Here is a 24,798-nt window from a genome sequence, read left to right as displayed (position 1 = left end):
TGCTGTCTGTCTGAGTTAACAAGCAGTTGAACGTTTGTCATGATACATACCGTTATCAGCATGCAGGATCAGCTCGTCAGCATCCTTACCATCATGAGGATAACAAGCAATACCAATGCTGGCACTGATATTCAGCATCACGCCATCATTTAATTTATAAACAACAGATAAATGCTCCCGTAGTTTTTCGGAGACTTGCAGGGCTTCTTCGAAATTACTGTGGTTCACAATAATGGCGAATTCATCCCCCGCCAGTCTGGCCGCCGTGTCTGACTGACGAATTGATTCACGAATACGTTGTGCTACCAGGATCAGCAGCATATCGCCATTCAGATGCCCATAGGTGTCGTTGACCAGTTTGAAATCATTCAGATCAATATAAAGCAGACAAAACGGCTGTTTATATCGAGCTGACTCGGTAATAGCCTGGTTCAGTCGATCATAAAACAACATGCGATTGGGTAATTGCGTCAGGCTGTCATGTGTGGCTTGCCATTGCAAAGCATTTTCAGATTTTTTACGCTCGGTTATATCAATGACGACGACGAGCATCCTGTCCTGATTAATCGCCGATGAACGTGCCATGAAAAAATGTTGTTTGCCTGACAGGGTCAGTTCGTATTCGAAATAATCACTTTCTCCGTTATTCAGGGTTTTTTGCAGCGCCAGTAAGGTCCGTTGCGCCAGAAAGTCAGGTAACGTTTCGCTAATATGCTTATGAATAAAGTCCTGTTCAGACATCAGCAAAGGCACACCATCGCCGTGCTCAAAATCGATAATTTTGCCATTTCTATCGATTGTGAACAGGAGATCCGGAATAGCTTTAATAATCGCCTGGTTACGTTGATAGCTCTGTTGTAATGCGGCCTTACTTTCGACGAGTTGCTGGTTTATCTCCAAACGTCGTCTGATTAACCAGGCCGTGGTCAGAATCAGCAAGATCAATGTAAGGGCGGTCAATATACTGTTACGTAGATGTAAAAACTGATAGATCGAAATTAATTCGTCAACCACCGTTCGTTTTTCACCAACAAAAACATGCAGTCGCCATTTGGGTAAAGTCTGATAAGCAAATTGATAATTGCCGCTGGAATGCTGATAAATACCTTCTCCGGTTAACGGTAATTTGTCTTTATCACTGCGTTCCTTAACATAATCCAGAGTTTGTCCGACTTTGAAATTTCTAAAAGGTACTCGAAATATAATTTCACCTTCTTCATGTACAATCGACGAAAATAACTGGGCATTCACACTGATACCACTAAGTGCCTGTGAAAAGGTTTTGATATCAATAACCGCCGCAATCACGCCTTGAAAAATATCGCTTGAATCATAAAGACCTCGACTGATCACCATTACCGGGTCCGTATGACCCCGACTGGGGAGCATGGGTTTTGAGGTGAAAACACTATCCGTTTTTGAGCTCTGATGTACTTTAAAATAGTCACGCCCCGATAAATCCAGCTGCCTGCGCTGATGTTTGGGATAGCGTAAAAGTCCATCCGCATTAATATGCAGTAGAGCCAGCATTTCAGGATTGTTTTGTGAATACTTCTCCAGCAGATAGGTATGTGGCGCTGGATTTTTAATAAAATCCGGATGAGAACTGATGAGTTTTAATGTTTGATCAATGGCTTCCAGTTTGGATTCCAACAGCTGGGTCTGCATCAAGGCCAGCAACTGATTACGTTGCGCGATCTGTTGGTTGACCTGTGACGAGTAGGCTGTTAACTGAGAGTGATAATTGTGATAAATAACCAGTAATGTGGCCGCAATCAGCAGAATGGTATACAGCCATAATTTGCAGTTATTCGGACAGTGAAATGTAAAAATGGATCTAATAGACACCGGAAACACCATTTAAATAATGTTCCGATTGAGATCGGAAACAATGTCCTATTGTGACGTTTATCGTAATAAAAAAGCTTGATTGGTACAAAACGATGCCATGTTCTCGTAAAAGTAAAATGATGATGTTTTTTTTCAAATATAGCACTTATTAAATGAGAAGTAGTATTGACATGATTAGGTGGCTAACTATAAGCTAGCTTACTATGTTACAAGTTAAAGATATTCCTAACGCTGAGATTTTGCAGAAGTTTGCCGATCGTTATCCGCAAACCAATATCAAAAATGTCATAACCTTTTTGAATCTGCTTCGAGTCGGTTCAGATTTATCTATAGGGTTAAACAACTATCTGGCGGAATATGACTTGTTACAAGGGCGATGGTGGGTTTTGCTATTGCTGATGCGTGAGGAGAATCTGAGTTCAACTCCTTCGACACTTGCTGAAAAAGCCGGTGTATCACGCGCTACCATGACGGGTTTGTTGGATGGATTATTACGCGAAAAATTAATCAGTCGTGTGCAGGGCAGACAGGATAGGCGTCAAATTCTGATTCGACTGACAGCGTTGGGTCAGGAAAAACTTGATGAAGTCATGCCAGGATATTATCAACGCGTAAACCATTTAATGCATGCATTGACCGAAACTGAAACAATCCAATTGATGTCATTACTGGAAAAAGTCTATCAACGGCGTCATGTGTTTGAAGAAAAATCACTTCTTAAAGACTAATCAACAAAGGAATCACTATGAACATGTTAAAACGTTTTATCCCCTTGAGTCTGCTTATACTGACAGTAACGGCGTGTAGTAATCCAGCAGCAGATTATGATGCACAGGAAGTCGTTAATTCTGCCAATGAACAATGGAATGCTGCTTTTAATGATAAAGATCTTGATGCGTTAACCGAACTTTATGCATCACAGGCAACTTTATCGCCAGGTGATGGCAATGTATTGAATGGTCAGCAGGAAATTGCTGCCTTGTTTCAGGGCTTTTTCGAGAATGGACTGCACAATCATAATATAGCCACTATCGCCACTTATTCATCAGCAGGACAGGTCAGCCAGTTGGCCAACTGGTCAGCCGATGCCGAAGGTGAAAATGGGGAAACCATAACGTTTAATGGTGTTTTGATGACTGTTCTACAACAGAATGAAGCAGGTGAGTGGCAAGTTGTTTCACATATTTGGAATATGGCAGAATAAAAAAACATTTTTCCGCTAAAGAGCTGGTCATAATGACTGGCTCTTTTTTTGTTTGAAAGCAAGTGATAAGGAAAATTTGCCTTAGCCGCAATGGCTATGCTAAAAACCCTATTTATTTTATGGTTTTTTATAAGGACTTTTCCTGTGAGTGCCTTACTTAAGTATCAAAGACTCTCGCTTCTGGAAATGCTGTTTGATCGGATTCGTGAAGGCATCATTATCACTAATGCCGATAATATTATCGTTGATGTAAACGATACTTTATCTGAAATCACTGGTTATGACAGAGATGAGTTAATTGGTAAAAAGCCGGATTTTCTTAGCTCTGGAAAACAAAATAAAGAATTTTACAAAACCATGTGGCAAAACCTGTCAGCTAACGGTTTCTGGCGGGGAGAGGTCTGGAACCGTAAAAAAGATGGGTCATTTTATGCGGAGATTCTCACCATACACCGCACGATTGATCCACGGACTGGCGAATTATTCTATCTGGGGCTGGTTTCAGATATCACGATGTTCAAGCAGCATCAGGCTGAGTTGGAACGTTTGGCACATTATGACGCCTTAACCGCCTTACCTAATCGAAATTTGCTGGTAGATCGTTTTGAACAGGCGATTGCTCACAGCAATCGAACGCAAACTCTATTAGCCGTCTGTTTTCTGGACCTGGATAATTTCAAACCCGTTAATGATGAATTGGGCCATAACGCTGGCGATGAATTATTAATCGAAGTCGCACAGCGTATCAAAGCCATGCTGCGACAGGATGATACGGTTTCACGTTATGGTGGTGATGAGTTTGTCATACTGCTTGGTGAAAGGAGCAATCGTCAGGATTGTGAATTGTTACTGCACAGATTGACTGAAGAACTGAGCCGACCCTATTTGATAGAAAACAAAACTATTCGTATCAGTGCCTCAATCGGCTATACCGTATATCCATTTGATCATGGTTCCATGCAAACTTTAATAGAACATGCGGATCAAACGCTTTATAAAGCGAAGCTGGATGGCAAGAAAACGTTTCGCATGTATGAAACCGGTAACGAAGGCTGGCAGGATGAAAGGTCCGAACAACTCTATGCTATCCGTCGTGCTTTAAGTGAGAATGAGTTTCGGTTGTACCTGCAACCAAAAATCAATATGTGTAGTGGTGAGGTCGTTGGATATGAAGCGTTAGTCCGCTGGCAGCATCCCGATAATGGACTGATGTTTCCACAACAATTTCTGCCCTTAATTAATGGTACATCGCTGGAAATACAATTAGGGGAATGGGTTATTCGCCAAGCTCTACATCATTTACAGCAATGGCAGTCTCAGTCAAAACAATGGCAAATAAGCATCAACCTGTCGGCTTACCATCTAAGCAGTAATGGTTTTTTACAAAGGCTGGCCCAGATTATTACTGAGTTTCCAGTAGTGGACTTACAGTATTTTCAGTTTGAAATTCTGGAAAGTCATGCGCTGGACGATCTGAGTCTGATTGTGGATGTGGTGCGTCATTGTCGCGATGAATTTACTATCAGAACCGTTCTGGATGATTTCGGTACAGGTTATTCTTCTCTCAGTCATATCCGAACTTTACCCGTATCAGCTGTAAAAATTGATCAGACTTTTGTGCGTAATATGTTGGTGGATGTGGACGACTGCAAAATTGTGGAAGGGGTTATTGCTTTGGCCCGGTCATTTGATTTGGAAGTCATTGCTGAAGGTGTGGAGTCACTGCACCATGGTCAGATTTTGCTTTCAATGGGCTGTGAATTGGCTCAGGGGTATGTCATTGCCAAACCGATGCCCGCTGCAGAGCTTGAGCAATGGAACCAGCAATTTGTCTTGCCCGAAGCGTGGTTACGTTATCGCAATCATCGGCATCATATGAAATGGACTCAGTTAAACCTGTTTTGTTTGTATTTGGAATTGAGTTTGGAAAACCTGGAACAGTGTTTTAAAGTGGACTCAGAAGTGCTTAATCGATGGCCTGTTATGTCGATTAAACAGTCCCATTGTGGTGTCTGGCTGGAACGTTCGGAAAATCTCCAACTTATGGAAACAGAATGTCTACAGGCTTTGAATCAAAAATATCGAAGTTTTCACCACTTGCTGACGATGACAATCAAACTTTGTCAGGCAGGTAAAAAGCAAAATGCGCGGTATAACCTTCATTCGCTCAAAATCCGTTATCAGGATATTTATCATCTTGTTGAATCCAAACTGCTGGGCATGCAATCACTCGAGTAACATACTGACCGTTCACAATGCATAACAAATATTTTTGTGTCGGATCTTTGTCGTGTTGATGAAAGTTCCCTATGATTGAAAACTTTGTACTATTAAAGAGCCAGCAGGAATGCAAAATCGGAAAAGAATTTTTACGCTGACAATCAGTGCACTGGTTTTGCTGGGATTTATGGCCACCAGTCTGATTGGCTACTTTGTTGCCCGGGATTCCACCAGTGATCAGCTGCAAAAACAAATGCTGCCTTTGACCAGTGATAATATTTATTCCGAAATCCAACGTGATTTATTACCCCCATTATTAATCTCCTCGCTGATGGCAAATGATACTTTTCTGATCAACTGGGCTGAAAATGGCGAACAGGATCCACAACGCTTATCGGAATATCTGGCGCAAATTCAACGAAAATACAACACCATTACGGCTTTCTTTGTCTCGGAAAAAACCCGTAATTATTATCACCCAAAAGGTATTATCAAACAGGTTGATGAAACTGATCCGGCGGATAGCTGGTATTTCAATACACGCAACATTACAGCCGATTACGATATCAATATTGACTGGGATACCGCAGAACCCAATCGCATGAGTATTTTTGTCAATTATCGCGTTCTGAATCAGCAAGGTGAATTAGTTGGTGTGACTGGTGTTGGCCTGTCAATGGAGTCAGTTTCTCAGCTAATTGAGAACTATCAGCGGCGCTATGGTCGGGAAATTTATTTTGTTGATCGACAGGGTGAAATTACGCTGCGGAGCAGTCAGTTTCAAGATGAGATATACCTGCAAAATAAAGCAGGCTTAGATCAATTATTTATGCAGATCCTCAGTAATCCGAGTGCCTCGGTGAGCTATGCGGCCAAAAACGGTAACACGATTTATTTAAATAGCCGTCTGGTTCCTGAATTTGACTGGTTTCTGATCGTCGAGCAGATTAATGATCCCGCTGCTGACCGGATTGAAACAGCATTATGGATCAATATTGCGGTTTCGCTGGCGATCAGTATTTGTGTGCTAATGCTTGCCCATTTCACTATCCGTGGCTACCAACGTCGTCTTGAATTAATGGCGACTAAAGATAAACTCACCGGGGCGACCAGCAGACAAGTATTCGACTGGGTCTTTAATAAAGCCCAAAAAACGGCATTACGTAAGGATTGGCCTTTATCGATGATCGTACTGGATATTGACCATTTTAAAACGGTGAACGATAAATACGGTCACCAGTTTGGGGATCAGGTGCTCAAATCTGTCACCAGACTGATAAAGCAAAAAGTACGCGATGTAGACGTTTTATGTCGCTGGGGCGGGGAAGAGTTTTTATTACTGTTGGAAAACTGTGATCAACAACATGCAGCAAAAGTGGCAGAAACGATTCGGGAAGCTATCAGTGAGCACAAGATCCGTATAAAAGATGACACTATACAAGTCACTATCAGTGCTGGCGTGGCAGAGTTTCAACTAGGTGAAAGTATGGATAATCTGATTGAACGCTGTGATCACGCCATGTATGAATCCAAAAATAAAGGGCGGAATCGTATTACCGTTTATTAATCTTTCATCGACACAAAAATAAGCAGTGATAAAAGATCAATCAACCTTAATTCACCATCTTTGTGCGTGGTGCACCGTTTTGCACCACAACATTACATATCACCTACCTGGTTCAGAATAATTACTAATTAAATCAGTACCTTGACTGTTGGCATGGTGCTTGCTCAAGCATGTTTAATCGTAATGCAGGAGCAATCCATGAAAGAAAAATTAGTGCTGATTGGTAATGGTATGGCCGGTGTCCGGACACTGGAAGAATTACTCAAGTTAGCGCCCGAAAAATATGACATAACCGTTTTTGGTGACGAACCTTACGGTAACTACAACCGGATCATGCTGTCACCTGTTCTGGCTGGAGATAAGACTATCGATCAGATCATGATCAATGATCGCCAGTGGTATATCGACAATGGTATTACCTTACATGCGGGCAAAAAAATCACCCATATCAATCGCGTAAAGCGCCAGCTGGAAACCGCAGAAGGTGAAGTGTTTAACTATGACCGTCTGTTACTGGCAACTGGTTCACGTCCATTTATGTTGCCACTGCCTGGTCGTGATCTGTCCGGCGTTATCAGCTTCCGTGATATCGCTGATGTCAATACCATGCTGGAAACAGCAAAATCTCATAAAAAAGCAGTGGTTATCGGTGGTGGACTATTGGGATTGGAAGCCGCCAATGGTTTGATGCTTCAGGGAATGGATGTCACCGTGGTACACATCGCTGATGTGCTGATGAATCAGCAACTGGACAAACCGGCATCTGATCTGATGCTGAAACAATTACAAGCCAAAGGGTTAAAGTTCCTGATGTCGCATGAAACGGCGGCGATTGAAGGCAAAAAATGGGTTGAGAAAATTGTTTTTAAAAATGGTACGGAAATCGATACCGATTTAGTGGTGATGGCAGTTGGCATCCGCCCCAATATCGAACTGGCACAATCAGCCGGAATTCATTGTGAACGGGGGATTGTGGTTGATGACACTATGCAAACCTTTGATCCCAAAGTTTATGCTGTAGGTGAATGCGTCCAGCATCGTGGTGCAACCTTTGGGTTGGTCGCCCCATTATTTGAACAGGCAAAAGTTTGTGCCAATCACCTGGCCAAGATGGGGATTGCTCGTTATGTCAGTTCAATTACGTCGACTAAGCTGAAAGTCACCGGAATTGATTTATTCTCTGCGGGTAACTTTATTGGGGATGAAAGTACCGAAGATCTGGTGTTCAAAGATGCCGCCCGTCATATTTATAAAAAGCTGGTGCTTCAGGATGACAAACTGATAGGTGCTGTTTTATACGGCGATACAGTGGATGGTGCCTGGTATTTTCAGTTAATGCGTGATGGAACCGATGTTTCCAGCATTCGCGAAAATATGCTGTTTGGTCAGCATCATATTGGTGATTCAGGTCATGGCGCGACCAACTCGGTCGATGGTTTGCCCGATGATGCAGAAATTTGTGGCTGTAACGGCGTCTGTAAAGGCGATATCGTCAACGCTATCAGTAAACACAGCCTGTTTACCCTGGATGATGTTAAAGCCCATACCAAGGCTTCTGCATCCTGTGGTTCCTGCACTGGCCTGGTTGAACAACTACTGGCCTCGACGTTAGGCAGTGACTTCAATGATACACCAAGCAAAAAAGCGATCTGTGGTTGCACCAGCATGAGTCATGGTGAAGTGAAAAACGCCATTAAAGAACAGGGTTTGAAAACCATTTCCGATTTGATGGTCGCGTTGGAATGGAAAAATGCTGATGGCTGTCACTCATGTCGTCCCGCATTGAACTACTATCTGCTGAGCACATGGCCAGATTATCAGGATGATCCACAATCACGTTTTATCAATGAACGGGTTCATGCCAATATCCAAAAAGACGGTACTTATTCGGTGGTACCACGGATCTGGGGTGGGGTGACCAATGCCAATGAATTACGCGCTATTGCCGATATCTCCGATAAATATAATGTGCCAACCGTAAAAATCACTGGCGGGCAGCGTATCGACCTGCTGGGTGTGAAAAAAGACGATCTGCCAAAAATGTGGGCCGATCTGAGTGAAGCTGGGTTTGTTTCAGGCCATGCTTACGGTAAATCATTACGTACGGTCAAAACCTGTGTCGGTTCAGAGTGGTGTCGGTTTGGTACTCAGGATTCTACCGGCCTGGGCATCAAGGTCGAAAAAATGACCTGGGGGTCGTGGACACCGCATAAATTCAAAATTGCCGTATCCGGTTGTCCGCGCAACTGTGCTGAAGCCACTATCAAGGATTTCGGTATTGTCTGCGTGGATTCCGGCTATGAACTGCATGTTGGCGGTAATGGCGGTATCAAGGTACGAGCAACCGATTTTCTCTGCAAAGTCGCCACGGAAGAAGAAGCAATGGAATATTGCGCGGCCTTTATGCAGCTTTACCGCGAAGACGCACATTATCTGGAACGCACAGCACCGTGGATTGAACGGGTGGGCCTGAAAAGCGTACAGGTCAAAGTGGTTGATGATCATGACAACCGCAAAATATTGGCGCAACGCTTTTATGCGTCACAGGAAAAATCACAAGATGATCCCTGGGCGGAACATGCTGCCAAGCAACGCGAAAACTATATTCCCATCAAACAAGTAGGTTAAAACAGATGCAAAATTGGACTGAAGTAGGACCGGTAGAGAGCGTGCCACAAAAGGGCTCACGAGTGATGACCACGCCTGATGGGGATGTGGCGATTTTTCGCACCAGTAGTAACGAGGTATTTGCCTTATTTGATCAATGCCCGCACAAAAAAGGCCCCTTATCGCAAGGAATTGTTTACGACAAACGAGTTGCCTGTCCATTACATAACTGGGTGATTGATTTAAAGAGTGGTGAAGCGACTGGCCATGATGAAGGGTGTACTCGGGCATTTGAAACAAAAATCGAAGATGGCCTGATTTATATCGCACTCTGAGGACGGACTGTTGGCACAACACGCAACACAAACAACCTGCCCCTATTGCGGCGTCGGCTGCGGCATTTTGGCTGCGCCGCAGGCGGATGGAACGGTTGCTATAAAAGGCGATCCAGGCCATCCGGCTAATTTCGGACGCTTGTGTTCCAAAGGTTCTGCCTTAGGTGAAACCGTTGGTCTTGATAACCGGTTGTTATATCCACAGGTAAATGGCAAACGGGTGGATTGGGATAACGCATTGGACCATGTCAGTGACCGGTTTAAACAGATTATTGATCAGTATGGTTCGGATGCCGTGGCGTTTTATGTGTCAGGTCAACTCCTCACCGAAGATTACTATATGGCCAATAAATTGATGAAAGGCTTTATTGGCAGTGGCAATATCGAGACTAATTCAAGGTTATGTATGTCTTCTGCAGTGGCTGCCCATAAACGTGCATTTGGCAGTGATTCGGTGCCTTGCAGCTATGAAGATCTCGAACAGACTGATCTGCTGGTGATAGTCGGTTCCAATACCGCCTGGTGTCATCCCGTGCTGTTTCAGCGTATTACCCAGGCCAAGCAAAACCGCCCAAATATGAAAGTGGTGGTGATTGATCCGCGAAAAACTGCCACCTGTGATATTGCCGATCTGCATCTACCATTACGTCCTGGTGCCGATGCGTTTCTGTTTAATGGGTTACTGAGTTATCTCAAACAGCATGATGGTATCGACTGGCATTATCTTGAACAACATGTAGAAGGCTTTGCCTTATCTCTGGATTCAGCCGCCAAAACCGCTGCCAATATTCCTCAGGTGGCACGGCAGACAGAATTATCAGAAGAGGATGTGGCAAGGTTTTATCAACTGTTTGCCTCAACCGAAAAAACTATCAGCCTGTTCTCGCAAGGGATCAATCAATCCACCAGTGGCACCGATAAATGTAATGCCATTATCAATTGTCATCTGGCCACGGGCCGGATCGGCAAACAGGGTATGGGCCCATTCTCCATAACCGGACAGCCCAATGCGATGGGTGGACGCGAGGTCGGTGGATTGTGTAATCAGCTGGCGGCTCATATGGAAATTGATAATCCACAACACTACAATCGGTTATCTCGTTTCTGGGACACTAATTGTTTAACGCAAACGGCTGGTCATAAAACCATTGAAATGTTTCAGGCAATTGAGCGGGGCGAAATAAAGGCTGTCTGGATTATTGCCACCAATCCGGTGGTGAGCATACCGGATGCCGATCAAGTCAAGAGAGCATTGGAAAAATGCGAATTAGTCATTGTCTCTGAAATTGAAAAGCAAACCGACTGTACCGAATTTGCTGATGTATTGCTGCCGGCGCTTGGTTGGGGCGAAAAAGATGGCACTGTCACCAACTCTGAAAGGCGTATCAGTCATCAGCGAGCTTTTTTACCCGCACCCGGCGAGGCCAGAGCCGATTGGTGGATGCTCAAGGAAGTCGGCAAACGCATGGGCTTTGTTAAACAGTTTCAGTTTGAAACTACGGTCGATGTGTTTCGTGAACATGCCAGATTATCTGCATTTGAAAACCAAGGCCAACGGGATTTTGATATCAGTGCCTTGGCGAATATTACCGAGCTGCAATATGCGGCATTGCAGCCGATTCAGTGGCCGGTGACAGATAATGCCCCACAGGGAACGGCCAGAATGTTTGCCGATAATCATTTTTATACCGCTTCCGGTAAAGCCAGAATGATTGCGGTGGATCCGCGTTATCCGCAAAACGAGGTGGATGATATCTATCCTTTGGTATTAAACACCGGTCGTATCCGTGATCAATGGCATACCATGACCCGCACCGGCCGTGCGCCCAGACTTAATGCCCATATCAGTGAACCATTGATCGATATGCACCCGGTAGATGCCGGGCACTGGCAACTCCAGAATAAGGCGTTGGTCCAGGTTGAAAGTAAATGGGGACGAATGATCGGACGGGTTAATCTAACTCCGAATCAACGACCGGGCAGCCTGTTCATTCCTATTCATTGGAATGGTCAAGTTGCCTCGCAAGCGCGTGTCGATACGCTAGTCGCACCGATTACCGATCCAATTTCCGGTCAACCTGAATCCAAACATACACCGGTGAATGTGCGGCCTTTCCTACCCCGCTGGCATGCTTTCATTTTATCCCGCCAGTCGTTGAATCTCACCGAAACGGCCTATTGGGTTAACGTCAAAGGGCAGCAGTTCTGGCGCTATGAGCTGGCCGGCAATAACTGGATAGAAAAGCCACTGCAATGGGTTCAGAGTATGATCGGTCAGCAGGGTGAATGGCTGGAGTTCAGTGATCAGCGGACAGGCCGTTATCGTGTCGCAAATATTGTTGATAACCAGTTACAGATCGTGATGTTTCTTGGACCCGATCATCATTTGCCGGAGCGTGGTTGGCTATCGCAATTATTTAGCGAAGAAAAGTTGGATGCGTCAGCCCGACAAAGTTTGCTGGCGGGGCGACCGGGACCTGGACAACAAGACAAAGGCAAATTGGTTTGCGCTTGTTTTGCGGTGGGTGAAACCACCATTAAAGAGGCTATCCATAAAGGTGAAGCCAAATCGGTTGATGAGATTGGCCGATGTTTAAAAGCCGGAACGAACTGTGGTTCCTGCATTCCCGAGCTAAAACAGCTATTGACGGATTATGGATAGCGAATACGGCAGAAACTATTTCTGCGGATCGGTATTTTCTCGACTGTTTTTACTCCCAGCCTGTATCCAACTTTATTGCAGCAACCCATTTATTTGGTATTTTTTCATGTTCGTTTGGCGATCTGATTTTTAAGATCACTAATCCGTCATGCTAAAAACAAGCCCTGACCACATTGCGTTAGAATGCACATTTTCATGCATAACATGACAAGCAACGTTGTAAGTTGTCGATAAAAAATGGTTTTAACTATGACAAGGCTATGAATGAGTAGAACAAGGGGAAATCACTAAGCGCTAATTGGGATGGCAGGATAGGTAAAATTACTACTCGGTAAATTAGCAGTTATTTATAATGATGGACAGTTGTCTCCCAACGCGAATTTAAAGGTATACCCATGCAGCAGACTCATGATGCTGAACAAACCAGTTTGTATGTCACTGCTGATTACCACCATTTAACTCTGACCAGCCATTTTCAGCCTATTTTCAGCATTCCACATCGTCGTCCGGTTGGTTATGAAGGACTGATTCGGGCAGTAGACCCACAAGGTATTCCGCATTCACCATTGGAATTGCTGGCTATTCCTCAGAGTGGGAAGGAAAAGCTGTCGTTGGATCGATTATGTCGTCGACTGCATATGCATAATTTTGCTAAGCAACCCAATGGCGAAACCTGGTTATTTTTAAATTTGAATTCACAATGTTTGATCTCCCAGCGCCCTGATGCTGGTTTTATGACGGCGTTATTCGAACAAACCGATATCACGCCACGCCACGTGGTCATGGAAATTCTGGAAAGTGAAATTGATGATCGTCAATACTTACTTAGCCTGATTCGTCACTTCCGACAACTGGGATGTTTGATAGCCATTGATGATTTTGGCGCTGGGCATTCCAATTTTGATCGTATCTGGGAATTGGAGCCGGATATCGTCAAAATTGATCGCAGTATGATCCGTGGTGCTGGCACTTCAAGCCGGGTAGAACGAATTCTGGCCGGTGTAGTTTCACTGATTCATGAAGCAGGCAGCCTTGTGGTTATAGAAGGCGTTGAAACCGAACGCGAAGCATTAGTTGCCATTGCAGCGAACGCTGATATGATTCAGGGCTTCTATTTTGCCAGACCCCAGCAACGCATTACACAAAACCTCAAATTTGCGGAAGATATTGACCATTTATTGGCGATCCAGCAGCGTCAGCGATTTAAAAACAATCATCAGATGAATCAGAATTTCAAAAAAATCGAGACACTGTTTCGGCAGGCAATCAGCGAGTTTTCGATTACCAATGCCTTTGATACCAGTAGCCATATATTATTTAGAGAAAAGCGTGCAGTACGCTGTTATTTGCTGGATGAGGTTGGATTTCAGATGGCACGCAACGTCTATTCTCCGCATTATCAACAAAAAATGGACACCCGTTTTACGCCTCTCTTGTCCGGAGATAATGCCAATTGGTCTCACAAACATTATCACTTCCGGGCCATTGAGCATCCCGGGGAAATGCAGGTCAGTAGGCCTTATTTATCTGTCGCTGATTCCAGAATGTGCATCACGGTGTCCCAAACGGTAATGGTTCATAACAAGCTTTATGTATTTTGTTGCGATCTAGACTGGCAAGACGATTAATTTGAAATAAACGCAAGTGGTAACAGGATGTATGAGGTAATCAGAAAGTACCGACAAAATTTTTGCTTTCACTCAGTTTGATGATGTGGTTTGTGAGCATCTTATTGGCAAATAAATGGTGATTTTTCGACGCTATAGAAAGCCAGCAGCTGCTGAAAAAAGCAAATCGATAATGGCCATTGCCAGATGGTGTTGATCTTTCATCACCACCACTGCTGGGGGAGGTCTTTCGTTCAACAAGGCGGCTATGAAAGATAAACAGACCCTTAGCGTTTGTGGCCTGAAATGCTGCACAGACCTGGTGCGACGTCAGCTGATTTGTTTTAAATAAGTGCGTGAGAGGCTTTTTCTGAGGACTTATTAATCAATAAAAACAATAGCTTATAAGTTGGCATGCTTTCCGCTTTAGTCGCTCACCAATGTTGGTGAAACGTTCTGAAGCGAGAACTTCATGTCTGCCTCAAATTTAAAATTTTTATCCTTCAGCGGCAACAGCCGCATTCTACATCTTAGCTGGATGGCCTTTTTTATCAGTTTTGTGGTCTGGTTTAACCATGCACCATTACTGGTTTCGATTAAAGAAACACTTGGCCTCACCGACCAGCAAGTTAAAACCCTATTGATTCTGAATGTCGCCCTGACCATTCCTGCCCGGATAGTGGTGGGCATGTTAGTGGATAAATACGGCCCCAAAATCATGTATTCATTGCTGCTGGGCATTTCCAGTATGTTGTGTTTCTTTTTTGCGATCGCCGACAGTTTTGAACAAATGGCGCTTGCGCGTTTTATGCTGGGTTTCGTTGGTGCCGGGTTTGTTATCGGTATCCGGATGATTTCAGAGTGGTTTCCAGCCAAACAGGTCGGTCTGGCGGAAGGCATTTACGGCGGCTGGGGTAATTTCGGTTCAGCTGCAGCGGCGATGAGTCTGCCGACGATTGCGTTGATGTTTGGCGGTGAAGAAGGCTGGCGCTATGCGGTAGCGCTGACCGGTTTAATTGCGTTGATATATGCGTTTATCTATTACAACAGCGTTTCTGATACACCGAAAGGGTCAACTTATTTCAAACCGAAAAAGTCCGGCGCGATGGAAGTCACCAGCAAAGGGGACTTTGCTTTATTAATTTTGATGACTCTGCCGATGTATGGCGCTTTGGCACTGCTGGCCTGGAAACTGTCTCCAAACGGGGTCTCATTACTGACTGAATCGGTAACCATGCTGATTTATGCTGGATTGGTGCTGTTGTTTTTGTACCAGCTTTATCATATCTATCAGGTTAACAAATCTATATTTCATACCCCAGTTCCAGAAATTCATCGTTACAAATTCAAGCAGGTCGCGGTGCTGAATCTGGCCTATCTGGCGACGTTTGGTTCTGAGTTGGCGGTGGTGTCGATGTTACCGCTATTTTTCAGTGAAACATTTGATATTACCGTTGTTCAGGCCGGGCTACTGGCATCCGGTTTTGCCTTTATGAATCTGGTCTCGCGCCCAACTGGTGGCTATTTCAGTGATAAGCTGGGCCGTAAACTGACATTAACTATTTGTCTGGCAGGCTTGGCTGTGGGCTATTTTGTTATGGGCCTGATTACGCCCGAATGGTTTATTGTATTAGCCGTGTTGGCTACCATGTGCTGCTCATTCTTTGTTCAGGCGGGGGAGGGTGCAGTTTTTGCTGTGGTACCTTTAGTACAACGTCGTTTGACCGGACAAATTGCTGGTATGGCAGGTGCTTATGGTAATGTCGGTGCATTGTTATTTTTAACGGTATTGTCAGTGGTTTCAGCGCAGTTATTTTTCTGGGTAATTGCCGCCACCGCTGTTGTTACCTTGATTGTAGTGCAATTTATGGATGAGCCGCGCGGTCCGATGGCAGAAGTGTTGCCGGATGGAACCGTGCAACTGATCGATGTGCATTAAACGGGATCGAGATCATGCTGAAAGTCCGTTGCGGACAATACTCGCGGGCCGGAGTGAAAGCCGAAAATCAGGATGCGATTGGTTTTTATGCCCCGGAGAACAGCTTGTTGCTGGAAAGTAAGGGGGCTATCTGCGCAATTGCTGATGGCATCAGTAGCAGCGAACAGGCCCGCGAGGCCAGTCATGCAGCCATCACCGGATTTATTGCCGATTATTTCAGTACGCCAGATACCTGGTCGGTTAAACAATCCGGTGGCAAGGTTTTAACGGCGATTAATGTCTGGCTGTGTGGGCAGAGTCATCAGTTTCGGGAAATGTCACGAGGCTTTGCCACTACCTTTTCTGTGGTGATTATCAAGTCAGTTACCGCGCATTTGTTTCATGTCGGTGATGCCCGAATCTATCTTTTTCGTAACAATGCACTGGAACAACTGACCCAGGATCACCGGATAAAACTGGATGAAGAAAAAGAATATCTGGGGCGGGCGCTTGGTGTCGATTACGCACTGGAAATTGATTACAAGAATGTGGCTGTCGAACGCGGTGATGTCTTTATCTTGATGACGGATGGCGTTTATGAGTTTGTTGCCGACAATGTCATTAAACAGCAGTTAAGCGACAATGCTGATCCTGAGCAGTGTGCCAAAGAATTATGCGAGTTAGCGCTGCAAAACGGCAGTGCTGACAATGTAAGTTGCCAGGTGTTTTGTATTGACGAGTTGTCTGCTCCCAAGCCAGATGAAGTCTATGCCCGATTAACGGCGTTACCGTTTCCACCAGAATTATATGAAGGTGTCATGCTTGATGGTTACCGGGTATTACGTGAGCTGCACGCCAGTTCGACCAGTCAGTTGTATCTGGCAATCGATACCGAAACCCAGCAGAAAGTGGTGTTGAAAACGCCTTCAGTGAACTTTGAAGATGATCTCGCTTATCTGGAACGCTTTCAGTTGGAAGAATGGATTGGCCGGAGAATTGACAATGCTCATGTAGTTCGCATCGTTGAGCAACAGCGCCCACGGCGCTTTCTTTATTATGTGATGGAATATGTGGCAGACAAAACCCTGCAACAGAAACTGGATGATGAAGGGCCGCTGAGCCTGAATGAAGTAAGACAGATACTGCCACAACTCATCTCTGGATTACGGGCCTTTCATCGCCTGGATATGCTGCATCAGGATCTTAAGCCCGGCAATATCATGCTGAGTGATGAAGGGGTCATAAAAATTATCGATTTTGGTTCGACCCGTATTGCTGGTATTGCGGATGTGGCTTCGCCGATAGAACGCAAAAAACTGCTGGGAACCAAAGAATTTACTGCACCGGAATATCTGCTGGGAGAACAGGCAGGGGTGCAGGCTGATCAGTTTTCTTTGGGCTCGATTATTTACCAATTACTGAGCGGACAGTTACCTTACGAAAAGCGTTTCGAAAAACACATGAATCGTCAGCAATTGAGTCGACTGAATTATCAATCTCTGACGCAAGTGACAAACGATATTCCTGTGTGGGTTGATAAAGCGATAGAAAAGTCCGTACAGCTTAATCCACAACGACGCTATGAAGCCTTATCCGAACTGCAGACGGACCTGCTAAAACCCAACCCGGCATTTTTACAAACTGAATTTGTGCCATTGATTGAACGTCATCCGGTGCGATTCTGGCAAACCTGTGCCGCTTTGAGTGTGTTATTTAACCTGATATTGCTTTATCAACTATTGGATTGAGTCCTCAGAATTCTAATCTGAAAAAGTGATGGCTAAAATGTGAAACAGTCGACAATCCATTCAGGATGGCTTACCTTCTAAGCTTGTGAAGTAGGGATGCCCTGAATGGATTTTGAACGGATATATGCACTGCACAAGTTTTTTTCCAATCGTCGTTACCCGGTGCCGCTAAACGATATTCTTAATGAGTTTGAATTCAGCAAAAACACCTTCAATATTGCTCGTAACTACCTATGTGACGTGTTGGGTGCACCGCTCAAAAACCGAAAAGGGGAAGGTTATTTTTATGACCTGAAATCCGGTGAAACCTATGAACTGCCCGGTTTATGGTTCAGCGCCAAAGAAATCGTCTCTCTGGCCCTGCTTGAACAACTCAGCGAAACACTACAGCCCGAAGTCGTTAAACAACTGCTGCATCCCGTATCAAAGCGCCTGCATCAACTGCTCGCCAAACAACATATTAGCCAACACGACTGGCAGCACCGCATTAAAGTAGCCACACAATGGCAACGCCTGTGTGAACCCGACCACTTCATCAACGTGTCACACGCCTTACTCACCAGACAACAGCTGGAAATTGATTATTGGCAATGGCAAACCGACAGCACCGAAACCCGCATCATCAGCCCGCAACGTCTCGTTTACTACCGTGATAATTGGTATCTCGATGCATGGTGTCACAAACGACAAGCCCTGCGCACCTTCTCAGTCGATGCCATTTGTCGCAGCAAACAAATAGCAAACACCGCCGAAGATATTGACAGCGAACAACTCAATGCCCACGTAACACCAGGTTACGGCATCTTTGCCGGACAAGTTCAAGGGATTGCACAGCTTAAATTCTCCAAAGCTATTTCCAAACGCGTTAGTCGCGAAAACTGGCACCCCGATCAGCAAAGCCATTGGACAGATCTAGGCGAATATCAGCTATCAGTACCCTACAGCGACACCCGAGAACTGACCCGAGACATCCTACGTTTTGGCAGTGATATTGAAGTGCTAAGCCCAGAATCGTTACGTGAACAAGTCAAACAAGAACTGGAAAAAACACTGAAAAAATATTTTTGAAAGTATCGGAATTTAGGACTTAAGGGTGAGAGTATGAAAGCTAAACCAGTTTTCAAAGGGTGGTTATGGAAGCATTAACAGACCTGAAAGCGATACTACATTCAAAACGGGCAAATATTTATTACCTCGAAAAATGCCGTGTCATGCAAAAAGATGGGCGGGTGCTTTATCTCACAGAAGAAAAAAACGAGAACCAGTATTGGAATATCCCCATCGCCAATACGACTTGTTTGCTTTTGGGGACAGGAACTTCGATTACCCAGGCCGCAATGCGCATGCTTGCCTCAGCAGGCGTGTTAGTCGGTTTTTCAGGCGGTGGAGGTACGCCTTTGTTGATGGCGAACGAAATAGAGTGGCTCACTCCACAAAGCGAATATCGGCCAACAGAATATATACAAGGATGGATGCAGTTTTGGTTTGATGAGGCCAAACGATTAGAGGCTGCAAAACAATTCCAGCAAGAAAGGATAAAGTTTTTAAAGCAGATATGGAGCAAGGATCGCGATCTGAAAGCCGAAGGATTTGATATGGCTGATCCACTTTTACAACGAGCCCTCGAAAGCAGTTTACAAAAAGTGACAGCGGCTAAGAAGGTGAGTGGCTTGATGCAAGGTGAAGCAGAACTCACCAAACAACTTTATAAATTTGCTGCTCGAACCAGTAATTACGGTGATTTTACCCGTGAACGCGAAGCAATCGACACCGCCAACACGTTTCTCAATCATGGTAATTACCTGGCCTACGGATTAGCGGCTACGACTCTTTGGGTTTTAGGAATACCTCATGGCTTTGCGGTGATGCATGGCAAAACACGGCGAGGTGCGTTGGTATTTGATGTGGCGGATTTAGTCAAAGACGCTTTGATTCTGCCGTGGGCATTTATTTGTGCAAAAGAAAAAAGCACAGAACAGGAATTTCGCCAGCAGTGTTTACAAGCATTTACAGATCATAACGCGCTGGAGTTTATGTTTAATCAGGTCAAAGAGATCGCGCTCAAGCAAGACTGGGAGACAACAGCACTATGATGGTGACATTTGTCTCTCAATGTGAAAAGAAGGCGCTAGCTCGAACCAGGCGAGTACTGGACGCCTTTGCTGATCGGATTGGTGATAACACCTGGCAAACAGTGATTACACAAGAAGGACTCAATGCCGTCAGAAAACTCCTGAGAAAAACGGCAAGTAAAAACACAGCAGTCAGTTGTCATTGGATACGTAGTCGGTCAAGGTCTGAGTTGGTTTGGGTGGTGGGTCGTACCCATGTATTTAACCATCGAGGTGTAGTGCCTGTTAACTTTACATCGAAGGAAGTCATTATGGATAGATTACCTATAGAAACTGGTGATTTGCTTGCTAATACCCGTGCTCAAGCATTAAGCAAGCATCTTTTTGCTGCCGGTTTTGTTGCTCATCAAATATTGGATGCTTTACAGATCAATAACCAAAACCTCAAGCAAGCGGTTTTTATCGCGGGAATTTTCCATGACATTGGAAAAATAGATCCAGAGTTTCAAAACTGGGTGAATAAAAAGCTCGGGAAAATTCCAGATGACTTCGTTCCCGATGATGGTGTTCACATTGATTCTCCTGCGAAATTTTCTTTTGAGAAACATCCAAGACATCATGAGCTGTCATGGATTTTTGCTGAGTCTTTGATGGACGGTTGTTCCTTAAATGATGGACAGCGCAAACAGATTGCACATGCCATCTATTGGCATCACACCAAACCATTTAGAAAGGAGGACAAATTTACTAATCCAGAAGCCATCTATGCAGTGTTTAAAAAGTCATTGGCAAAAGACAAGTTTGAGGATGTATTCAATAAAGTCCTAGCCGTTATTAAAGATGTTGGCTATATGGCTTCAAAGTTTGAAGTAGAAAATTTCCTTGTTGGCTTAAATAATTCATTTAGCCTGACGTCAAAAACGTGTCCTGATTACAAAAAATATGATGGATGGGCGGATGATATACCCGAATTTCAGAGTAATGTGCGTGAAAACGCATTGAATAATCTTGTCAGATCAGCAGTAATTAGTGCTGATCGATTGGTCTCAAGTCGTTCTTCTGAAGACTTGGAAGAATATCTTGCTGAAGGTTCTTTGGCCGAGCTTAACAATATAGAAATTACACAAGATAAATCATTACTAAAAGAAGGAATTGAACAGTGTTTATATGGCTTTATAAGTGCCTATCCAAATAGTCAACGTAACGAAGCTCAAAGTCATGCAGCAAAATCTCTGGCTGATTTAAAGAAAATAGCTAAACTCAATAACTCTGCAAATATTGGGGTGCTTCAAGGGCCTGCCGGGTGTGGTAAAACAAAAATAGCCCTTGAATGGGCATTGAAAACAGATGCTGAAAAAATTATATGGGTATGCCCACGAGTACAGGTTTGCCTTGGCTTATTGCATGACTTGACGGCAGAAGAATATTTACCTGATGGACAAATTGAGATATTTACAGGGGAATACAAAAAAATCTTAGGTAATGGCCGTAGCTTTGAAGATGTTCCCGATACCGATGAGTCGGATTACTTCAGTGGGGATATTGTGATAACCACAATTGACCAAGTGGTTAACTCAATTCGATCTCACAGCCATGTAGACACATTTATCCAATTTATGAATGCACATGTAGTGTTTGACGAGTTTCATGAATTGGTCAATATGCCTGCTTTTAACCTATTGTTTGCAGAACTTATTGAGGCCAAAAAACAGCAGGGTGAACACGCCAATACGTTGTTAGTGTCTGCAACCCCAAATTATTTCTATCTGACCCAATTTTTAGGTATTCAAAAAGAAGATATCATCACAATCGATAGCTTTAACGCCTCAAGATATCAGATTGACTTTATAAACTATGATGAAAAAGAAGAACTCAGCCCTTTAATCAGGGAATCCCAGCAGGGGAAGACTTTCGTTATCACAAATACTGCATTGGATGCACAATTGGGCTATTTGCAGCATCATGGAATTGAAAATAGTGTTTTGCTGCATTCTAAATATACAAAACAAGACAAGGCCTATTGGTTCGATGCGGTGTTCAATAGCTTCAAACGTAACGGGAGTCAGCGATACGAAGTTCTACGAAGTGGGCCAATAGTTCAGGCATCTCTGAATATCACCTGTGACCGAATGTTGACTGAAATCACCAATGCTGAAAACTGGCTCCAGCGCTTAGGGCGTCTCGACCGTTTTGGTGAGAATGAAGGGGTCAATCCATATATTACTGTGATACCAAAGAGTCTAGAAATAAATGGTAAACAGACTAGCAGTTGTGCAAGATTTTTGAATCAGATGTGTGTATGGAATAGTACCAAAGCTTGGTTGAGTTTTTTGAAAGAACGATTAGAGACTCAGAAAACAGTCACTATTAATCAGCTTTACGAGATTTATCGATCTTTTTATACCGACAAGCAGGCACAAGAATGGCTTAAGCAGGACTTTCTGCTTTCATTGAAAAAAAGTGTCGAACTTATTAACAAGAAAATTATTGACCCGATTTCGGTGCCGCCAAAGTCTAAATTAAAACAAGGCATCATCAAAATATCAGCTAACTCACTTCGTGGCGATAATCGTTTTGTGCAAATGGCAGTTTGTGAGGTGTTGGAAGATCAGCAACTATTTTTTTCTGAAAATTATGCTTCCAGTGAAACCTTTAATCCAAATCAACCACCATCGGCACTGACAGAATCAATCGAAACAATGCGTGGATATGGCAATGATGATGCGAATCTAGTTCAGTTCATGCAGAAGAAACATCACAATATCAAATCTGATGAGGGATACAAAAAAGCACGAAACGAATGGGAGTTGATTAAAGAGGCTCGTTCACCAGAAAGTCCAATTTACCTTAGTTATACACCGAAAGACCTCAGTTTAGTGAATAGTAATCCTCACCCTCAAGCCGTGTATTACGTCATAAGCAATAGACAACCCGTTGGTGCGATGTCGATTGCAAAACTTAAAAACAAGCTTAAATCACAAACAGCTGAATAGTTGTTATTCAAAAAGGAGAGAGTTATGGAAAAAATTACAGGTATCAAAAGTGTTGATTTTAAGATAACAGCATTGGGTCATGGGGTAGTGAATTGGAATGGACCAACAACACTTAGTAATGAAGGCCGTACCGTCGACAACCATACCCTGCCAAAACTTAGAGGATATACAAATCTTACAGGAAAAATAAAAGACGAGACTGGGTATAAATATAAAAAGGAAGCGACTGATATTAACTTTAAAGAAACTCCACTTTATATAAGTCAGAATTGTATTCGTCATCATTTGTTTCGTGAGCAGGCATTTGATTTGCACTTCGCAGCAGAAAAGAATCTTGAAAAAGTATTGGCTTCAATAACTGGAATGGTTCGTGGTTATGTTGTGCCATCGAGCCAGTGCAAACGAACTAGTCCACTGCTTTTGGAAGACTTTGTTGATCAGTTAGGTAATGGTAATTTTGAGCAGTTCGGACAGGCAGGAGAAAGAGATAATTCATCTTTTTTCTCTAAAACCACCTTCGGTGATACTAAATATATTTCCTACGGCTCAATTAGTATTGAACAACTACAGTTTATTTCTCTCGACAACAAGTTTGATCGTGCCGCGATGGTGATTAAAGACAATCAGGGGGAGAATGTTGCGAAAGCTGTAGAAGATTTCATTAAAAGCCTGAATCTTGAACTTAATCCCAAAGCAGTTTTTCATCCGAACTATGTTCGTAAAGGAACAATTTTTGAAGTGGGAGAAGCTGGCATTTTACTAAATGAAGATGCTGTGCAAAGTCTTATTGATACTTCGTTGGAAATGCTTCGGAATCTCTCAATTCGACAGGCAAAAGCATACATGTATGTTGACGAACTTGTTGTCGACTTTAACGACAGTAACCAGATGATGCGTATTAAACGTACGCCAGATCAGATTATGTCACACCCTAGAGAGCATTTTGCGACTTACTTCGAAGCTCAGTAAAAGGGGCGCGCAGGGATGAAAATTATTATTGATTATGAATCATCGTGGCGAAATTCTTTTTTAGATGGCAGTAATAATGAACCGCTGCCAAAAAAAGGTCGAAATTTCGTCGCTTCGATGACAGAGTTACAAAAAGTAGAAAATTTCATGCCAAAACATGTTACGAAAGATACTGTGTTGGGTGTATTGAATAGATTAATAGGCGAACAGCGAAAACTCTATCAATCTCGGAGCAGTTTTGAGGACATACCGCATTACTTCTCAAATATTGAAAGTGCCATTACCTTTGAAGATAACCCAATAGTTATAAATCAAGAAACAGCTTATATCCGTAATATGAAGGGCAGTACTGATCAAAACGCATTTACAGGAATGATTCGTATAAATGATCCAATTTTTCAATCAGATTACTCTCCTTTATTTTGGGGGGTATTAGGGTTAGACACCGAGTCGCTTTTCGATTTTATTCTAGAAGATAAGCTGTCAAAAACTGATATTTCGCTCGACCCTCTCAGTATTATGAGTCGGCTTGAATATATAAAAAAACTGAAACCATTAGAAAATTTAAATAAAGCAAATGCGGCATCTGAATTTTTGGTGAACCGTTTTGAGAAATACAAGCCAATAAATCAAAAAGGACAAATCCTTCTTCTAAGCATGTATTGCTCGGCTTTATATCTTCAGTTACAACGGTTAGAAGAACGAGGATTTAATATGATAAATGCCAAATCAAAAATGGGAGGGATTAGCGGCATTTCTAACAACGGCTTCACGCCTAAAGACTTTATGGATAAATACACAACAGGTGCAAAAAAACTAATTTATGGAAATCCTTATGTACGTGAGGAGTTTGTAAAAGGCGAAGGAAAAGTAAAGCATTTTCTGACTAAAGCATCTGGACAACTATCAATCCATTTAGACATTGACTTGGATAAGGCGATTGAATTGAAAACAATGATTGATAATGCCGGAGTCTCGGCATTTTATCTTGGGAAAAAAGGCTTAGCTTATGTTTCCCATATTGACGTTCGGTAAGGAGAGTACT

At 43.4% G+C, this 24,798-nt stretch carries 16 protein-coding genes; 15 read left to right on the top strand and 1 reads right to left on the bottom strand.

Annotation, left to right across the window (positions count from 1 at the left end):
* Positions 1 to 15 precede the first annotated feature (15 nt).
* Entirely contained in the window at positions 16 to 1,848 is a 1,833-nt protein-coding gene (locus tag Q7A_RS11525) for a diguanylate cyclase domain-containing protein (protein ID WP_169697794.1), read from the bottom strand.
* 206 nt (positions 1,849 to 2,054) lie between these two features.
* On the opposite strand from Q7A_RS11525, the gene Q7A_RS11520 reads away from it, so the two are divergent.
* From Q7A_RS11520 to cas5fv, 15 genes are all read left to right on the top strand, one after another.
* Positions 2,055 to 2,579 (top strand): MarR family winged helix-turn-helix transcriptional regulator, encoded by a 525-nt coding sequence (locus Q7A_RS11520; RefSeq protein ID WP_014707776.1) that lies wholly within the window; start codon positions 2,055 to 2,057, stop codon positions 2,577 to 2,579.
* Between the two features lie 17 nt (positions 2,580 to 2,596).
* Positions 2,597 to 3,055, top strand: a complete 459-nt coding sequence (locus Q7A_RS11515) for a YybH family protein (RefSeq protein WP_104934927.1) — start codon at positions 2,597 to 2,599, stop codon at positions 3,053 to 3,055.
* 144 nt (positions 3,056 to 3,199) lie between these two features.
* Positions 3,200 to 5,293, top strand: coding sequence for a putative bifunctional diguanylate cyclase/phosphodiesterase (locus tag Q7A_RS11510; protein ID WP_014707774.1), 2,094 nt, complete (start codon positions 3,200 to 3,202; stop codon positions 5,291 to 5,293).
* A gap of 109 nt (positions 5,294 to 5,402) precedes the next feature.
* On the top strand, positions 5,403 to 6,842 hold the full coding sequence (locus Q7A_RS11505) for a sensor domain-containing diguanylate cyclase (RefSeq protein ID WP_014707773.1): 1,440 nt from the start codon (positions 5,403 to 5,405) through the stop codon (positions 6,840 to 6,842).
* 198 nt (positions 6,843 to 7,040) lie between these two features.
* Complete coding sequence (nirB, locus tag Q7A_RS11500; protein WP_014707772.1) at positions 7,041 to 9,470, top strand: nitrite reductase large subunit NirB; 2,430 nt, start codon at positions 7,041 to 7,043, stop codon at positions 9,468 to 9,470.
* Positions 9,471 to 9,475: 5 nt separating this feature from the next.
* Positions 9,476 to 9,784 (top strand): nitrite reductase small subunit NirD, encoded by a 309-nt coding sequence (gene nirD, locus Q7A_RS11495; protein ID WP_014707771.1) that lies wholly within the window; start codon positions 9,476 to 9,478, stop codon positions 9,782 to 9,784.
* A 10-nt stretch (positions 9,785 to 9,794) separates the two neighbouring features.
* Complete coding sequence (locus tag Q7A_RS11490; protein WP_014707770.1) at positions 9,795 to 12,446, top strand: nitrate reductase; 2,652 nt, start codon at positions 9,795 to 9,797, stop codon at positions 12,444 to 12,446.
* Between the two features lie 395 nt (positions 12,447 to 12,841).
* Positions 12,842 to 14,074 (top strand): EAL domain-containing protein, encoded by a 1,233-nt coding sequence (locus Q7A_RS11485; RefSeq protein WP_014707769.1) that lies wholly within the window; start codon positions 12,842 to 12,844, stop codon positions 14,072 to 14,074.
* A gap of 451 nt (positions 14,075 to 14,525) precedes the next feature.
* Complete coding sequence (locus Q7A_RS11480; RefSeq protein ID WP_041354647.1) at positions 14,526 to 15,992, top strand: NarK family nitrate/nitrite MFS transporter; 1,467 nt, start codon at positions 14,526 to 14,528, stop codon at positions 15,990 to 15,992.
* A gap of 14 nt (positions 15,993 to 16,006) precedes the next feature.
* Entirely contained in the window at positions 16,007 to 17,719 is a 1,713-nt protein-coding gene (locus Q7A_RS11475) for a bifunctional protein-serine/threonine kinase/phosphatase (protein WP_014707766.1), read from the top strand.
* 105 nt (positions 17,720 to 17,824) lie between these two features.
* Complete coding sequence (locus Q7A_RS11470) at positions 17,825 to 18,787, top strand: helix-turn-helix transcriptional regulator (RefSeq protein ID WP_014707765.1); 963 nt, start codon at positions 17,825 to 17,827, stop codon at positions 18,785 to 18,787.
* 65 nt (positions 18,788 to 18,852) lie between these two features.
* Positions 18,853 to 19,812: a type I-F CRISPR-associated endonuclease Cas1f gene (gene cas1f, locus Q7A_RS11465; protein ID WP_014707764.1), complete on the top strand. Its 960-nt coding sequence runs from the start codon at positions 18,853 to 18,855 to the stop codon at positions 19,810 to 19,812.
* On the top strand, positions 19,809 to 22,784 hold the full coding sequence (locus Q7A_RS11460; protein WP_014707763.1) for a CRISPR-associated endonuclease Cas3'': 2,976 nt from the start codon (positions 19,809 to 19,811) through the stop codon (positions 22,782 to 22,784). The genes cas1f and Q7A_RS11460 overlap by 4 nt, the downstream gene beginning before the upstream one ends.
* Positions 22,785 to 22,808: 24 nt before the next feature.
* A complete protein-coding gene (gene cas7fv, locus Q7A_RS11455; protein ID WP_014707762.1) occupies positions 22,809 to 23,753 on the top strand; it encodes a type I-Fv CRISPR-associated protein Cas7fv in 945 nt (314 codons plus the stop codon).
* A gap of 15 nt (positions 23,754 to 23,768) precedes the next feature.
* Positions 23,769 to 24,788, top strand: a complete 1,020-nt coding sequence (cas5fv, locus tag Q7A_RS11450) for a type I-Fv CRISPR-associated protein Cas5fv (RefSeq protein ID WP_089418538.1) — start codon at positions 23,769 to 23,771, stop codon at positions 24,786 to 24,788.
* Positions 24,789 to 24,798 lie beyond the last annotated feature (10 nt).

It is taken from the genome of Methylophaga nitratireducenticrescens, assembly GCF_000260985.4.
In the GTDB taxonomy this organism is placed as follows: Bacteria; Pseudomonadota; Gammaproteobacteria; order Nitrosococcales; family Methylophagaceae; genus Methylophaga; species Methylophaga nitratireducenticrescens.
The sequence above is the reverse complement of the archived record's forward strand: the minus strand, read 5'-3'. Positions and strand labels throughout refer to the sequence as shown.